The 16403-nt window shown below is 59.3% G+C and carries 14 protein-coding genes and 2 pseudogenes; 14 read left to right on the forward strand and 2 right to left on the reverse strand.

All coding sequences use genetic code 11. The features are described from left to right. From Q4577_RS22545 to Q4577_RS22610, 14 genes and pseudogenes are all read left to right on the forward strand, one after another. Nucleotides 1-810 (forward strand): acyl-CoA dehydrogenase family protein (locus tag Q4577_RS22545; RefSeq protein ID WP_303473022.1); only part of this gene is annotated, 810 nt, incomplete at its 5' end. Beyond that, nucleotides 807-1589: an oxepin-CoA hydrolase, alternative type gene (locus Q4577_RS22550; RefSeq protein WP_244689333.1), complete on the forward strand. Its 783-nt coding sequence runs from the start codon at nucleotides 807-809 to the stop codon at nucleotides 1587-1589. The genes Q4577_RS22545 and Q4577_RS22550, both read left to right, overlap by 4 nt. Nucleotides 1590-1598: 9 nt before the next feature. Then, nucleotides 1599-2570 carry a nitronate monooxygenase family protein gene (locus Q4577_RS22555; protein WP_303473025.1) on the forward strand — a complete coding sequence of 324 codons (972 nt, stop codon included), beginning with the start codon at nucleotides 1599-1601 and terminating at the stop codon, nucleotides 2568-2570. Nucleotides 2571-2608: 38 nt separating this feature from the next. Next, entirely contained in the window at nucleotides 2609-3787 is a 1179-nt protein-coding gene (locus Q4577_RS22560; protein ID WP_244689329.1) for an acetyl-CoA C-acyltransferase family protein, read from the forward strand. 77 nt (nucleotides 3788-3864) lie between these two features. Next, a complete protein-coding gene (locus Q4577_RS22565) occupies nucleotides 3865-4917 on the forward strand; it encodes a 3-hydroxyacyl-CoA dehydrogenase family protein (protein WP_303473028.1) in 1053 nt (350 codons plus the stop codon). Beyond that, a pseudogene (locus tag Q4577_RS22570) lies at nucleotides 4914-5058 on the forward strand (FAD-dependent oxidoreductase); the annotation flags it as partial. The gene Q4577_RS22565 and the pseudogene Q4577_RS22570, both read left to right, overlap by 4 nt. Before the next feature lie 2 nt (nucleotides 5059-5060). Beyond that, nucleotides 5061-5582 (forward strand): annotated as a pseudogene (locus Q4577_RS22575) (IS30 family transposase); the annotation flags it as partial. Nucleotides 5583-5636: 54 nt separating this feature from the next. Beyond that, nucleotides 5637-6134, forward strand: a complete 498-nt coding sequence (locus tag Q4577_RS22580) for a dihydrodipicolinate synthase family protein (RefSeq protein WP_303473029.1) — start codon at nucleotides 5637-5639, stop codon at nucleotides 6132-6134. Nucleotides 6135-6291: 157 nt separating this feature from the next. Then, complete coding sequence (locus tag Q4577_RS22585; protein ID WP_303473031.1) at nucleotides 6292-7431, forward strand: mandelate racemase/muconate lactonizing enzyme family protein; 1140 nt, start codon at nucleotides 6292-6294, stop codon at nucleotides 7429-7431. Nucleotides 7432-8013: 582 nt separating this feature from the next. Then, nucleotides 8014-9348: an FAD-dependent oxidoreductase gene (locus Q4577_RS22590; RefSeq protein WP_244689323.1), complete on the forward strand. Its 1335-nt coding sequence runs from the start codon at nucleotides 8014-8016 to the stop codon at nucleotides 9346-9348. 25 nt (nucleotides 9349-9373) lie between these two features. Further along, nucleotides 9374-10921 (forward strand): BCCT family transporter, encoded by a 1548-nt coding sequence (locus Q4577_RS22595; protein ID WP_303473034.1) that lies wholly within the window; start codon nucleotides 9374-9376, stop codon nucleotides 10919-10921. Between the two features lie 70 nt (nucleotides 10922-10991). Next, nucleotides 10992-12119 (forward strand): mandelate racemase/muconate lactonizing enzyme family protein, encoded by a 1128-nt coding sequence (locus Q4577_RS22600; RefSeq protein ID WP_303473036.1) that lies wholly within the window; start codon nucleotides 10992-10994, stop codon nucleotides 12117-12119. Further along, on the forward strand, nucleotides 12116-13255 hold the full coding sequence (locus tag Q4577_RS22605) for a mandelate racemase/muconate lactonizing enzyme family protein (protein WP_303567668.1): 1140 nt from the start codon (nucleotides 12116-12118) through the stop codon (nucleotides 13253-13255). The genes Q4577_RS22600 and Q4577_RS22605 overlap by 4 nt, the downstream gene beginning before the upstream one ends. Beyond that, nucleotides 13252-13908: a GntR family transcriptional regulator gene (locus tag Q4577_RS22610; RefSeq protein ID WP_303473039.1), complete on the forward strand. Its 657-nt coding sequence runs from the start codon at nucleotides 13252-13254 to the stop codon at nucleotides 13906-13908. Before Q4577_RS22605 ends, Q4577_RS22610 begins: the two co-directional genes overlap by 4 nt. 534 nt (nucleotides 13909-14442) lie before the next feature. Here Q4577_RS22610 and Q4577_RS22615 read toward each other — a convergent pair. Together Q4577_RS22615 and Q4577_RS22620 are read right to left on the reverse strand one after the other, a co-directional pair. Then, complete coding sequence (locus Q4577_RS22615) at nucleotides 14443-15267, reverse strand: aldo/keto reductase (protein WP_303473040.1); 825 nt, start codon at nucleotides 15265-15267, stop codon at nucleotides 14443-14445. After that, on the reverse strand, nucleotides 15264-16235 hold the full coding sequence (locus tag Q4577_RS22620) for a TIGR03571 family LLM class oxidoreductase (RefSeq protein ID WP_303473042.1): 972 nt from the start codon (nucleotides 16233-16235) through the stop codon (nucleotides 15264-15266). Before Q4577_RS22620 ends, Q4577_RS22615 begins: the two co-directional genes overlap by 4 nt. Nucleotides 16236-16403: the final 168 nt, after the last annotated feature.

The raw sequence follows: 16403 nt of genomic DNA on the forward strand, positions 1-16403 counted from the left end.
AAGGCGAGGCAAACTGGTCGGAATTCTCATACCGCTAAAATAGCCCGGTCATGTCTGACGAACAAGTTGGCAATGCCCGCCGCCGGACTACGTACAGAAAACGGCGTGTTGAACGGGACCGTGCAAACGGTTCTTGGGGGTGCGGAAGCGCAGGTGCTGCTTTTGTGTCTAGAAGGCGCAAACGGGTCTGCCTGTGGTTCGGTCGAACTGACGGGCGAAGGCGTCACGGTCACGCAGCTTCCGTTGCTCGACGGGCAGATTGCGGCCGATATCACGTTCGATAATGTTGCGGTCTCGCTGTCGCGGGCAAGCGAGGATCTGACCGGGTGGATGAGCGATGTTGCTGCGGTGTGCCTTTGTGCAATTGCCTTGGGTGCGGGGCAGGCAATGCGGGAGTTGACGCGGGACTACCTTACGACACGTAAACAGTTCGGCAGACCCATCGGCAGTTTTCAGGTGTTGCAGCACGAAATGGTCGATGTGTTCCATGAAACCGAACACTTTGAATCTCTCGTCTTGGCTGCCGCCAGTGCCTGTGACGCGGACGATGCGGAGGCGCGCCAGAAAATCGTCTCGGCGTTGAAACGCTACTGCGGCACGCGCATGCGCGATGCGGCCAGTGCCTGCATCCAGATGCATGGCGGCATTGGCACTACCGAAGAGTACGAACTCGACAGGCTGGTCAAGCGTATCCTGATGGCCGACATGCTGTTCGGCACCGTCGACATGCATACGAACCGATTGGGACAGTTGATCGCCATAGCTGCGCGGAAAGAAGCAGAGACTTTCGGCTTGGAGATCCCGGCGTGACGGAAGTTGTTTCTCACAGCCAGGGCGGCATCCTCGCGTTGACGCTAAATGGTCCGGACAGCCGGAACTCGATCAACCCAGAGATTTATCGCACCGTGCGTGACCACGTCATCAACGCGGGAGATGACCCCGACACACGGGCGGTTGTCATTACCGGGGCGGGCGGCTTTTTCAGTTCGGGCGGCAACGTTAACGCCCTGAAAAATAGCGCCGGTGGACCTTTATCTGCGGTCAATGCAAATACCGATTACCTCAATGCGATGATCCGGGCGATTGTAGATTGTCCGACGCCTGTAATCGCCGCCGTCGAGGGTGGCGCGGCAGGTGCGGGCGTTGCCCTTGCGCTAAGCTGCGACATGATCGTGGCCGAGGCCGAAGCAAAATTTACTGCAGGCTATGTGCGTGTCGGTCTCAGCCCCGATGGTGGCGTGACGCATTTTCTGCGCTCGGCGATGCCCCGTCAGTTCGTGAACGAGCTTTGTATTCTAGGCCGTCCAATCACGGCTGAACGTCTGGCGCAATTCGGCATCGTGAACGAGGTAACCGTGCCGGGCCAAGCATTGGACAGCGCCATGGCTCTGGCGGGAAAGGTCGCGGCGGGCCCGCCATCGGCCATCCGCTCGGTCAAGCATCTGGTCAACATCGCCGCCGATACCGAACTTTGCACCCATCTCTGGGCCGAAGCAGACCATATCAACAAGGCAAGGTTCGGCCCCGAGGCAGCAGAGGGTCTTTCGGCCTTTCTGGAAAAGCGCAAACCCGACTTTCGCAAGATCTGAGGCACCGTGATGACAATTCCAATTCAACTTCAATCCCTCCGCCTGCCATTGATCGCAGCCCCGATGTACATCGTGTCGAACCCAGATTTGGTGATCGCGCAATGTCAGGCCGGGATCGTCGGCAGTGTGCCCGCCCTGAACGCGCGGGACAAAGACGGCGAGGGCATCGTTCTGGAGGTCTGGCTAAAGCGCATCACCGAAGAACTGGACGCTTGGGACCAAGCCAACCCTGACACCCCGGCGGCGCCGTTTGCGGTCAACCAGATCGTCCACAAGTCAAACGAGCGGCTAGAGCGCGACACCGAGATTTGCGCCAGATGGAAAGTGCCGATCTGGATCACTTCGCTGGGCGCGCGGGAAGACGTGAATACGGCGGCCCATGACGCAGGCGCGATTGTCTTGCACGATATCATCAGCGACCGCTTCGCGCGCAAGGCAATCGAAAAGGGCGCTGATGGTCTGATCGCTGTTGCGGCTGGGGCCGGAGGCCACACGGGGGCGCAGTCGCCCTTCGCCCTGATCCAGGAAATCCGGCAGTGGTTTGACGGGCCGCTTGTTTTGTCCGGCGCGATTGCATCTGGCGCATCCTTGCTCGGGGCGCAGGCGGCTGGGGCGGACTTTGGCTATATGGGGACGCCCTTCATCGCGACGAAAGAGGCCAGCGCACCGCCTGCATATCAGGACATGCTCTGCCGCGCGCAGGCCCAAGACATCGTCACGACTGCTGCAGTCACGGGGGTGAACGGCAACTATCTTTCAGAGTCGCTCACACAAACCGGCGTTGATCCCAGCACGACTGGTCAATTGTCGCTTTTAGGCGACAAGAGCAATACGGGGCCAAAACCTTGGCGCGATATCTGGAGTGCTGGCCAAGGTGTCGGTTCGATCACGGATGTCGTGCCTGCCAAGAGTTTGATAGCGCGCATCGCACGGGAATACGACGCCGCGAAAATGCGTCTTTCGGCCGCGACGGGCAGCTGACGCCAGAACATTATCGCCAGACTATTGAAAGGAACACCATGCAGGAAGTTGTCATAGTCTCTGCGGTCCGGACCGCAATCGGGAGCTTTGGCGGATCGCTCAAGGATTTGTCGCCCACAGAGCTTGGGGTGGTCACCGCAGAGGCCGCCATCGCTCGGAGCGGCCTTGAGCCCGCTGACATACAACATGCGTTCTACGGCAACGTTGTTCACACCGAACCTCGGGATATGTATCTGGCGCGAACGATCTCGGTTGAGGCAGGCGTTCCCACCGAGTCCGCTGCGCTGACGGTGAACCGACTTTGCGGCAGTGGACTGCAAGCGATTATCTCGGGGGTTCAGACACTGGCCCTTGGTGACGCCAACATCGTGCTGGCGGGTGGGGCCGAGTGCATGAGCCGGGGCGGCTATCTGATGCCCACAGCCCGTTGGGGCCAGAAGATGGGCGATGCTCAGATCATCGACATGATGATTGCCGTGTTGAACGACCCCTTTGGCCACGGTCACATGGGGATCACGGCCGAGAATGTCGCCGAGAAATTCGGCATATCGCGCGAGCAGCAAGATGCCTTTGCCGTTGAAAGCCATCGACGCGCTGCGGCCGGCATCGAGGCCGGGCATTTTGATGATCAGATTGTCCCTGTTTCGATCAAGACGCGCAAAGGCACAATCGAATTCAAGACAGATGAACATGTGCGCGGCGATGCCTCGGTCGAGCGCATGGCAAGCCTGCGGCCGGCTTTCAAAAAGGACGGGAAAGTCACCGCCGGGAATGCCTCGGGTATCAATGATGGCGCGGCATCGCTTGTCTTGATGACCGCAGATGAGGCCGCGCGCCGAAATCTGAAGCCAATGGCCAAAGTGCTGTCCTATGGCCATGCGGGTGTTGCCCCGCACGTCATGGGAATTGGCCCTGTTCCAGCCATGCAAATTGCGCTGCGCAAGGCTGGCCTTTCGGTAGGCGATCTGAACCTCGTGGAATCCAACGAAGCCTTTGCGTCGCAGGCCTGTGCCGTAACCGCCGAGCTTGGATTGGACCCTGCAATTGTGAATCCCAACGGCGGGGCGGTGGCCTTGGGGCATCCGGTAGGGGCCAGTGGTGCCATCATCACAACAAAGCTGCTTCATGAAATGAAGCGCCGGGAGGCTCGGATCGGAGCGGCAACGATGTGCATTGGCGGAGGGCAAGGTATTGCCTTGATTGTGGAAAACATCTGAGGCGACTGGTGCGCGATCTGCGTATGCGTTCGCGCAGCTCTTCCTTGGGGGCGCCAGCTTTGATCCCCGGAAATCTGATGTCTTCGAAAATGACAGGTTCGAACAAGGGAAACCGTATGCTTAGGCAAATTGCTATTATTGGGGCTGGAACCATGGGGACCGGCATCGCCGTCAACGCGGCCATGAACGGGGTGTCAGTAATCCTGTTGGATACCAGCACTCAGTCGTTGGAGCGAGCCACACCGAGAATGCGGAAGATGTTGGACCGCCACTGTGCAAAGGGACGGCTCAGCGATCAGGAAAACAACGATAGCCTGGCCCGCATCGCGGTGACATCGAAACTGGAAACCGTCCGCTCCGCACCTCTTGTCATCGAAGCGGTGTATGAAAACTTCGACGTCAAGACCGAGCTTTTGACCCGACTTGGCCTCATTTGCGCGGTGGACGCCGTCATTGCGACAAATACAAGCGCCTTGCAGGTTTCCGCTCTTGCCAAAGTCGTTCGAAATCCTGGCCGGTTCCTTGGCATGCACTATTTTTCGCCGGCAGACAGCTCGCCTGTAGTTGAGCTTATTCAGGGCGATCAGACGAGCGCGGAAGCGATTGATTGTGCCAAAGAATTTCTTGTTCGCACCAAGCGGGATATTCTTGTTTGCAAGGATTCACCCGGCTTTGCGATCAACCGTTTCTTCGTACCCTTCCTGAACGCGGCCGCGCAGGCCGTCGACGCCGGGCTAGGCACTGTTGGGCAGATCAATGCGATTGGCCGGGAACTGACGGGCTGTCCGATCGGACCTTTTGAAGTCATGAACTTCATCAAGCCGGAAATCGTCTTGCACGCACAATGCAATCTCGGTGCGTTGGGGGATTTCTACCAACCAGCCGCCGGCCTCGCTCGCTTGGTTGAAAAGGGTGAACAATGGCAGATCGAAGACGAACCACTGCGCTTGGAGGATGCTGAGAAAGCTCGCCGCGCCTTGCAACGCGGCATTCTGATACCGGCAGCTGCATTGCGCGAAGAAGGAGTGGCTCACCCGGCTGACATCGACCGATGTGCCAAATCAGCTTTGAAGTGGGCAAACGGCCCTTTCAGTGCTGATTGGGCGGAGAACGGTGAGGTTTCGCCGTGAGTGATTTTCAACGCGAAGCGATGGAATATGACGTGGTGATCGTTGGGGGCGGGGCCTGCCGGTCTGTCGGCAGCGATCCGCCTGAAACAACTGGATGCCGATCTTCAGGTCGTCGTGCTGGAAAAAGGATCAGAGGTTGGCCGGACCTCATTCTCGGCCTCGGCAGCTCGGCGATCGGCACGCTGGTCGAACGCACGACCCGCTTCACCATGCTCCTGCACCTGCCACGCATGAAAGGGGACGGAACAGGGAAACCAGTCAAGAATGGACCAGCCCTTGCCGGTCATGGTGCCGAGGCTGTCCGGGATGCCATCTCAGCGACGATCAGCAGCCTGCCTGCTCAACTGCGTCGCTCGCTGACCTAGGACCAAGGTGCAGAGATGGCCCAACACGCGCAGCTTCGGATCGAAACCGGTCTTGAGATATACTTCTGCGAACCTCAAAGCCCATGGCAGCGTGGCAGCAATGAAAACACCAACGGTTTGCTCCGCCAGTACTTCCCAAAGGGCACGGATCTCAGCCAGCATTGTGCTGACGAGTTGAGCGCCGTTGCCAACGCGCTGAACACTCGCCCTCGCAAAACACTGGGCTGGCAAACACCGGCAGAAGCTCTCGACCGGCTGCTCAAACAGGATATGGTAGTAGGTGTTGCGACGACCGGTTGAATCCGCCTTGCCCTCCGCGGTCCGAATGATGGATCAATCCGGCTTTCCTGTGCGTTGGCCGATGCCTCCGTCGCCGACGGCGCGGGCGCGATCATGGGGCATTATCCCAACGACCCGTTTGCGGGACCGACACAGAAGATCGAATACTTCCTGCGTCTCGCGGATCATGTTGCGGTTCCGGTCGTCGCCTATCTGCGCTCTGACGAAGCCACGATTGCGGATCTGGTCCGGCTGTCAGCCCATGACAACATCGCTGCCGTGAAATTCGCCGCACCCAACCCGCTAAAGCTGGCCGAGGCGATCCGGTCCACGGCTCAGCACGATACTGTCTGGGTCTGTGGGCTTGCCGAAGGGTGGGCACCGTCGTTCTATGCTGCCGGGGCGCGGGGGTTCACTTCGGGTCTCGTGAACGTCTTTCCGGAAATCTCCCTTGCCATTTGGTCGGCGCTCGAGGCTGGCGACTATCCGGCAGCGCGCGAACAGATCAACCGTATCGTCGACTTTGAAGACATGCGGACCCTGTCAACAACGGTGCCAATGTCACCGTGGTAAAAGAGACGCTGGAAATCCTGGGCGAGCCGGTTGGCCCTGTCCGTCTTCCAGGGGTGCCGCGTCTGACCCCATCCGAACGTGCACGTCTCGAAGGCATCATTGCGTCGGTGGGTACAGAGGCCCCGAACACGGAAACCACGACAGGGGGTGCAAAACGATGAAGATCACCGGACTACGGACCTATATGAGCCGTGTGGACGACCGCCCGCGTCTTCTTGTTGCCATCGACAGCGACGCCGGGATTACCGGTTGGGGCGAAGCCTATAATCACGGACCTGATCGCGCGTTGCCGCCGATCCTTGACTGGCTGTTCCTGCAGATCGATGGCGAAGATCCACGCCGCGTTACCTTCCTGCATCAGAAACTGATCCAGCAGTCGCGCTTTCCGCCGGGTGCCTTAGGGCTTGCCGCAATTGCCGCCATTGATCACGCCCTTTGGGATATTGCCGCCAAGGCGGCGGGTGTTCCTGTGTATCAGCTTTTGGGCGGGAACGTTCGCGACAGGGTACAGGTCTTTTGCGGGGTGTATACCGCCCCGGAAATCGACGAAGCGGTGGCCGAGATCGAACGGCAACACGCGATTGGCGGCTATACGGCATTCAAACTTTCCCCTTATCGCACCAGCCCCTATCAGGGGCGTTGGGGGGAGCTTTGTGAAACGGCGGGCACGTGGTTCGGTGAGATGCGCCGCCGTCTGCCATCGCATTTCGAAATCGCTTTTGACGCCCACGCCAAGATCACCGAGCCGATCCGCGCGCTGCAACTGGCCAACGCCCTGGCCCCTTATGACCCGATGTTTCTAGAGGAACCGCTGCGCCCCGAACACATGCCTGCCTGGGGCGCGCTTCGGTCGCAGATGTCGATTCCGCTGGCAACCGGAGAGTCGCTGTATAACCGTTTCGAATTTCTCGCACTTCTTAACGCGGGTGGTGTCGACGTTATTCAGCCTGATATTGCCGTTGTCGGCGGGTTGACGGAAATGCGCCGCATTGCCGATCTTGCCGATGCACATTTCGTCACCGTGGCGCCGCACAATCCGATAGGCCCGCTGGCCACCGCCCACAACGTGCATTTCGCCGCCGCACAGCCAAATTTCCGGGTTTTGGAATACAGGCCACCGCTGCATGCCCCCTGGGCGAAAGACCCCTACCTACCGGTGGATGGCCATCTTGAATTGCGGCCCGACCGCCCCGGTTGGGGCATAGAGATCGACGAAACCGCACTGCGCGTGGATGACTATGTGCATTCGGAGCGCAAGGTCGAGAGCCGCCCCGACGGGTCAACAGCCTATCCATAGCGGTTGCGCGGGCATTGCCATGTGTGGACGGTTCCTGTTTAGCAAGGTTTATTTGACGTCGTGATCATCGCGGGTTGCGGTCATGTGTCCGGCCTTTTTGCGCGGCACCGATGGCCGCTGGCCCTGATGAAGTCCGCCAGCGTATTCCGTGCCGCCTGAGAGCGCAGGGGTCACCGGATCCAGCTGTGGAAGCAAACCGCAGTCGCTGTTGAACAAACTGTCGGTGCGCAATACTTCTCGGGATTTCGCGCTTGGGACTGACTGACAATCTTGAGGCAGACCATCATCTTGATCGCAGCATAGTACCAGTCCGAGCCCATCCCGGTCATTGTGATTTCGTGCGGCAATCGCAAACGGCGCTCGAAGTGCCGCAACAGGATGGTTTCTCACTTTACGATGCGGCGCCGGAATCAGCCCTTCGTACTTCACGCAACGAGGTTAGCGGTGTCAGTACTCGGGATCGTCCGCTTGAGTCGATCCGCACCGCAATTTGTCGTAATACATGCTTATATAGTCGCTTTTAGATCAGACCAGCTTTCAATATATTTACGATATATCTAGAAAATATTATCGGAGAGCTGAATGCAAAAATACCTGCCAAGCCAGGGACCTGGCGGTTATAAAGGTGTCCCGGAATTCGGGGCATTTGACGTAATCGTGCTCGGCGGCGGTCCTGCGGGGATCGCGGCGGCGACTACAGCCGCGGAGTCAGGCCACAGCACGCTCCTGATTGAGCGGTTAGGTTTTTGCGGCGGCGCGGCGGTCTCGGGCATGTCGGGAACGATCTGCGGGCTCTACATGACCGTCGCTGAGCCGAATGTCGCGCAGCCTCGGCAGATCATTTTCGGCTTCGCTGAAAGGTTCCGCGCCGCGCTTGACAAAGAAAGGGGGCTTACGGCGCCGCAGATCTACGGCAAGACCTGGGTCACCACTCACGATTGCGCCAAGTACAAAAAGGTTGCGACAGACCTGCTGCGCGGTGCCGGTGTGCAAATTCTCTACCATACAGAAATGGTGGACGTGATCACCGAAGATGACGCTCTGACAGGTCTGGTATTGCACACGCGCTCCGGTTTCACGCGGGTCACGGCCAAGCGCGTGATCGATGCCAGCGGCGACGCAGATGCCGTGTTCCGCATGGGGCTGACAACTACCAAAGGAAATAACGGTGTCATCCAGAACCCGTCGATGATGTTCAAGATCGGCAATGTGGATCGGGATACCTACCTGAACTACTGGGGTGACGACACGATCTCGCCGCTCAAAGTTGTTGAGAAGTTGGAAAAGCGTGACGAACTCCTGAGAAAGAAGGTCTGGCTGTTCCCGACGGTGAACCCCGGCGAGATTCTCGTCAACGGAACCAAAATCACCGGTTTCGACGGCCGCGATCTGGATGTCACCAACCCGGTTGATCATTCCGAGGCAGAACAATTCTCGATCTACCAGGCGAAGGCCTTCTTCGACTTCTTGAAGGAGGAAATCCCAGGCTGCGAGAACGCCTACTTCATCGACTACGCGCAAGAAGTGGGTGTGCGGCAAACCCGTTCGATCGAAGGCGTAAAGCGGCTGATGAACGACGACGTGGTGAACACCCGCAAGACCAAGGATTCGATTGCCCGGTCAAGTTGGCCAATCGAACTGCACTACGGCGCCAAACCGAAAACCGAATGGCTGGTGGACGACTACTACGATGTGCCCTTCGCCACCTTGGTGCCGAAACAAGGGCGCAACGTGATTGTCGCAGGCCGCTGCCTGAGTGCCGAGCACGAGGCGCTGGCAAGTTGCCGGGTGACCGCGCAGTGCTTCGAATACGGACGGGCCGCCGCGCTCGCTGCCGACATGTCGATCCGGGAGGGGATGGATTTTCAAGCCATCGACGGGGTCGAGATTTCCCAACGCATGCAATCCGCCGGCTGATCCGGCACACTTGGAGGAGACAGACGTGGCAATAGTTGAAGAGGCGCTCTATGGCGCCGAGCAAAAGCGGGTGGGTGGACCCGAGACCGACCGGCGGATGCAGGGCATCAGCCTGGCGCTGATTTTCGGATCGGCAGCGTTGCTGATCCTGTTCCCCGAACAGAGCAAGACAACGCTGGACGGTCTATTCAAGTGGATGACGGACAGCTTCGACTTCGCCTTCCTGAGCGTTGGCTTCGGTGCGCTTGTCTTCGTTATCTGGCTCGCCGCATCGCGCTTCGGCACCGTCAAGCTGGGCGCCGAGGGCACCGCGCCGGAATTCACTTGGTCGGCCTGGGGCGCGATGGTCTTTCTTGCCGGGATCGCCTCCGGGCTGATGCTCTGGGCAGGCACCGAATGGGCCTATCACTACGCCTGGACCCCCTTCGGGCTCGAAGCCGCGTCACCGCAGATGTTCACCGTGGGGCAGGCCTATGGCATGTTTCACTGGGGTCCGACCGCCTGGGCGCTCTACTGCATTCCTGCGGTTGCCATGTCCTACATTTACTACGTCCGCAAGCGCCATATCTACAAGGTGAGCGAAGCGTGCCGCGGCGCGCTGGGGAACATCGTCGACGGGCCGGTGGGCCAGGTGATCGACTACATGTTCATCTTCGGCATTCTTGGCGCGGCGGCGACCTCTCTGGGGCTCGGAACCCCGATGATCGGCGGCGCGCTGGCCAACGTGCTGGGGATCGCACCTAACGTCTGGCTCGACGTGGCGATCATCCTGTGTTGCACTGCGGTCTTTTCGATTTCCAGCGGCCTCGGCCTCGACGACGGGATCAAGCGGCTGTCCTATGCCGGCTCGTTGCTGACCCTGGCAATTATCGTCTACGTGTTCTTTGCAGGCCCGACCGGCTTCATCGTCGAGCTTGGCATGGATTCGGTTGCCTACACGCTGAGCAACTACGTCACCATGAGCCTCTGGACCGACTCGGTGGGCCAGTCCGGCTTTCCGCAAGCCTGGACCGTGTTCTACTGGGCCTGGTGGGTCGCCTACGCCCCGTTCATGGGCCTCTTTGTGACCCGTATCTCGATGGGGCGCACGATCCGCGAGGTCATCATCGGCCTTCTGACCTTCGGCTCCTCGGGCTGCGTTCTGTTCTACGTGGTGCTGGGCGGTTATGGCATCGACCAGCAGATCAACGGCACCCTGCCAATGGTCGACCTGGTGAACGATCAGGGTGTTGCCCCGGCGATCATCGAGATGTTCAAGACCCTGCCGGGCAGTTCGCTGGTCCTTGTCGCGGTCGCGGTCTCTGGCATCGTGATGCTGGCCACCACCTTCGACTCCGCGGCCTACGTGATGGCCTGCGCCTCGACCAAGGAGCTGGACGAAGGCGAAGAGCCGGCCCGGGGCAACCGGCTGTTCTGGTGCGGGGCCATCGCCGTCCTGCCGATGTCGCTGCTTTTTCTCGGCGGGCTGAAGACCATGCAGACCGCGGTGGTGCTGGTGGGTCTTCCGGTCATCGTCATCATGGTCTTCATGATGATCACCACCGTCCGGTTCCTGAAACAGGACCAGGCCTGATTTTCGACACCGGCGGCGGCCCCCCGGCCACCGCCGGTTCTCTCACCCCATTCCTTTCCGGATACGCATCATGTCTGCAGCACTGGTTGAAGAAATCGAACTCCTGGCCGTCGGTCCCGACGGCGAACGCGTCACCTGGTCCTCGCATCTGGGCGAGATGTACGAGGCCCTGATCATCGCGCGCCTGAAGCTGTCGAACGGCGTCGAGGCGATCTCAGGCATGACGGTCTATACCGAGCACGAATTCGACAACACCGTTTTCTCCGCCGTCTCGCTGATGGCGCCCTTCGTGTTGCGCCGTAACATTCTCGAAACCCCGCAGGTCTACGCCATGATGCGTAGCCGCTACGTGCCGCTGAACCATCTGGCGACCTCGCTCTTCGACATTGCGCTGCATGACGGCAAGGCCAAGACGCTGGGCTTGCCGATCTACCAGATGCTGGGCGCGGTGCGAGACAAGATCATGGCTTATGCTTCGAGCCCGCTTCTGCCCGACGACGATGCCTATGTCGCCTATTGCCAGCGCATGATCGACTGGGGCTATCGCGCGATCAAGGTGCATCCCTATTGCCGGTTCCACGATGACATGCGGCTGGTGCTGCGCCTGCGCGAGGAATTCGCGGGACAGGGGATCGGCTGGATCCTCGACGCCGACGCCAATTACAGCCTTAACCAGGCGTTGCGCATGGGCCGCGTGCTCGATGCCTCGGGCTGGGAATTCTTCGAAGCGCCGATTCCGGACAGCGACCTGTCCGGCTATCAGGCCCTTTCCAACGCGCTGGACACCGACGTGATCTGCGGCGGCAATTCCGTGCCCGACCTGCGGCTGATCCAGCTGGCCCTTCAGATGCGCTCTTGGGACCGCAGCCGCTTTGACGTGACCGGCATCGGTGGTTTCACCGGCGGCAACGAAGCGATGGCGATCACCCGGGCGCACGGCATGAAATCCGAGGTGCAAAGCTGGGGCTACACCTTGACCCAGGCCGCCAACCTGCACCTGATGCTAGCCAACGAGAACTGCGACTTCTTCGAACAGGCCGCGCCGTTCGAGAAGTACGAATTCGGCGCCAAACAGGTGATCCGTCCCGATGAGCAGGGGTTTGTCCATCCCAGCGGCTTGCCGGGGCTGGGCATTGAAATGGACTGGGATGCGATTGAACCCTTCGTCTATGCGCGCAGAACTTTCCAGGACACATGATGATAAAAATTCAAAAGGTTGAAGTGATCTGCCTGCGCGACGCGCGGGCGGGTGACCATCAGTTCGAGGGCAGCTACCAGAATGCCCTCGTGCTGGTTCACGGGGATAATGGTGAAATCGGGATCGGAGAAAGTGACGCACCGCCAAGTGTGATCAAAGCGATTATCGAAATGCCGGATTACAATTCGCTTGCTTGCGGGCTGGCGGGGATACTGGTTGGGCAAGGCTTGGACGATCCAAGCCGGCTGACACAGGAGATGTATGATCGCACGCAATGGTTTGGGCGCCATGGCGTCGTGATCCATGCGATCAGTGCGCTTGATATTGCCCTTTGGGACCTGTTTGCACGCACACAATCCAAACCTCTGCATGAGGTTCTTGGCGGCAGGCATCATGACCGGTTGCCGGTCTACGCCACAATTTACCCTCTTGAAACCAGCTTTGAAAAGATAACCGATCAGGTCGCACCATTGCTTGCGGGCGGATTCCAAAACCTGAAGGTCTGTGCCGACGCCAATTGGCGGGACATTCAGTTGGTGCAGCGCAACCTGACGCATCTGCGTGCGGTAGTTGGGTCTGAACGCCGCCTTATGTTGGATGTGGCGCAGGAATTTCAACGGTTCGAGGATTTCGCCCCGTTTTTGCCTCTTCTTGAGGAACTTGATTTTGCCTGGATCGAGGCGCCGTTTCCGCTTGGCAATCTGGAGGATCACGTCAGGTTGAAGGCTGCAACTGCGATCCCGATCGGGGTTGGTGACCTGGGGATGACCACATGCCGGGAGTTCGCACCCTATCTTGCCGCAGGTGCTTTTGACATCGCGCAGCCCGACCTGACCATGTTTGGCGGCATAACCGAGGCAAGGCGACTGGTCACTATGCTGGCCCCGACCGGACGCCAAATCGTGCCACATGGCTACAACACCGACATTACAATTGCGGCCAACCTGCATTTCCTGGCGTCATTGCCCCAGGGCGGTCTGATTGAGTATTCAACAAGCCCATCGCGTCTGCGCCGTGAACTTGCGGCCGGGTTGGCTCCGATCAACAGTGATGGTACACTCTGCGTTCCAGACACGCCGGGGCTTGGCCTGACCTTGAACAGGCAACTGGTTGAAGCAACAAGAGCAACGGCGTGACGCAAATCACCAATTCTTTCCGCAAGACCAAGGCAGAAACCGCAGCTGAGATGCTGGAGGCGGCGATCGTCAACTGTGATCTTGAACCGGGCAGCATCGTTGCCGAAGCGGATCTCATGGAATTGCTGGACTTGGGCCGGACCCCGGTGCGCGAGGCGTTGGTCCGGCTTTCCAGCGAGAACCTCGTCAGGCTGGGTCGCGCGGGCATTCTCATTCCTGAACTCAACGCCATGACGATGCTCAAATTGCTGGAACTGCGCGAACCGATCGAGCGGCTGAGCATCGAGAAAGCCGTTCAGCGCCACAACAGCGCTGACATGGAGCGGTTCGCGCAAATCCTCGCCCAACTGGAACCGCTTCCCAACACTGACCGGACGGGTTTCATGGACCTCTTGCGCCAAATTCATGCTGCGCTGGCCGAGGCTTCAAAAAACGAATTTATCCTTTCGACAATGAAAACGACCCAAGGTCTTTCTCGCCGTTTCTGGCGCTATTATTCAACGGACGAAGATCAGCAGTTCTGTACTGAACTCTACTGCGCATTGTTGCAGGGCCTGTTGTCGGGCGACGCAGCGGTGCCGATAAAGAAATCGTCAGAACTCATGACCTATTTGAGGGTCTTTACCCAGCGCCAAATGGAGGCGCTTGTCTAGACCGTGGTGACAAAGGGTTTTCACATCCGGGTGCCGGTCGTAATTCAGACAGGCATCTACGATGGAAATCGGCTTGGCACGAAGCCTGGTTTCGACCAAGAGAAGGTTTGCACCCGACTGTCATCCTTGCGCTGATGAAACAGTGTTAGAATTTTCAGACTTCAAACTTTATCTGACGGATACGCTGCATATTGGTATGTCCGGCTTGTTTGCGCGTTTCGCCTGCCCAACCAAGCCGCAGCGAAGGAGCGGTCTGAGTTCCGCCGATTTCCGCGGGCCCTAATGACCGGAAACGGGAAGTTCGCCGCGCTGCTGAAACGAGGGTTTTCTGCGTCAGCAACGGCAGCGACCGCAAAAGTCCGGATCGTCCGCACACTGTGAGTTCGCCCCCAACGCTTTTGGCGTGCGCAGCTAACGGCCGTTTCGGTGGGCCGCACCTCAGCGTTGCGATGGTTTGTTGATTGGCCGGTGAGGGCCGAAGGCCGAAGACGACGGGTATTGGTCCTGCAGTGTTTCTGCAGGACCAATGAATGATCAATCCCACGCTGGGGCAAGTGTCTCGGGGCTTACCAACCGACCCTCGGCTGTGCCCAGGGCATCAATTCGGGCGACCTCCTCTGCGCTCAACACGATTTCCGCTGCAAGGAGATTGTCGGCAAGTCGGTTCTTGTTGCCGGTTCGGGGCAACGCGATGCTCATTGGGCGCGTCAGAACCCAGGCCAGGGCAATCTGGGCCGGGCTTACATGATGCGCGGCGGCAATATCGCGCAACGTGGCGTCCTCCATGACTTTGCCTTGCGCCAGCGGCGAGTAAGCCTCGACCGGAATGCCCTTGTTGGCGAGGAAATCGACCATCCCTGTTTGATCAATTAGTGGATGCAGTTCGATCTGGTTGGCGGCCAGTGGCGTGTTCAACGCAGCCTGTGCTTGGTTGACCATATCCATGGTGAAATTCGAGACGCCCCCGTGACGAACTTTGCCCGCAGCAATCAGATCATTCAGCGCGCCAATGGTGTCGGCAATCGGCACATCTTTTGAGGGCCAGTGCAGTAGCAGCAAGTCGACATAGTCCGTCCCCAGTCGTTTCAAAGACGTTTCGGCAGCAGCGATGAAGGCTTCTGGCGAGAAGTGCTCGGGTAGGATTTTGTTAGTGAGAAACACCTCATCGCGACGGACATCGGCACGGCGCAAACCTTCGCCGACTTGCTCTTCGTTCTCATAGGCCTGCGCCGTATCAATATGGCGGAACCCTTCGGAAAGCGCCGCGGCCACCATGTCGGCTACGGTATCTTGCTCAAGTTGAAAGGTGCCGAAACCCATGGACGGAATTTTGGCGGGACCGATATGGGTGATACTCATTGTGTTGTCTCCATAGTATTTTCTTGTAGGAACTCAGGCATGACGTGCTCGGCCAATTCGGCCAGAACGTCCTCGATTTCGCGTTGCGATTGGCGCAGGTTGAAGGCGATGTGGGCGACCCCTGCAGCGTGCAGGGAACGAACGTGAGTGGTTAGAGCATTGCGACCGATACGGCCCCCGAACTGGATTGGCCGGAAAGGCGCCTCGGGATCAGGGTCAAGATCCAGGTGCATGGCGGTCAGGACTGGCGCGGGGGGCAGGCCAGCATCGTTGCGCGCCTGACGCCACATCGACAGGCGGCGTTCGGCCTGATCGGGAGGGCCCGGATAGGTGAACCAGCCGTCCAATGTGCGGGCGATCCATTGCAGGCTTTGCTGGCCCATTCCGGCCATAACCATCGGGATACCTTCTGGCACATAGGGGCGCACGGTGACGGGGCCTTGTGGTCCTTGCAGCGCATCACCTGACCAGAGGGTGCGCATCTGGTCGACGCGATCGCGCAGGGTGGCTCCGCGGGCCTCATAGTCCAGCCCCATCAGAGGGTATTCCACCGGACGGTCCCCGGACGCAATGCCAAGGATAAACCGCCCACCCGACAGATGGTGCAAGCTGGCCGTCATCTTGGCCAGCAGGATCGGATCGCGCAGCGGCAGGACGATACCCGCAGTGCCAAGCGCAATGCGCCGTGTTCGGCCGGCAAGAAAGCCAAGATAGGGGAACGGATCGAAGACCTGCCCTGCATCCCCGAAGCTCGGATCGTGAACCGGCACGTCCCGCAGCCAGACCGCATCAAAGCCAAGGTTCTCGGCCGACTCCACGCCCTTGGCGGGGTTTGAGGTGTCTGGCACACCAAAGGGGCGTCCCTCGATACGGGCTCTGAGCTGTCCGGCTTCAGTCCAGTCGCGGTCCAGTGGCAATTCTATGCCAAACGTCAGGCGGTTTTTGTAAATCAATTTCAGCGCAGACATGATACGAAACTCCAATTCATTGGTTTGCCCCGCCGGACCAACGATACGGCGAGGCACGCAAGGTTATTCGGCAGCGACGGCTTGGGGCATTGGCGCGCCCAGACGCCCGGACAGGCGCACAAGGACAACCCCGACCGCGACAACAGCGGCGGCGATATAGGGCGCAGC

It is taken from the genome of Marinovum sp. 2_MG-2023 (assembly GCF_030548265.1).
Classification (GTDB): domain Bacteria; phylum Pseudomonadota; class Alphaproteobacteria; order Rhodobacterales; family Rhodobacteraceae; genus Marinovum.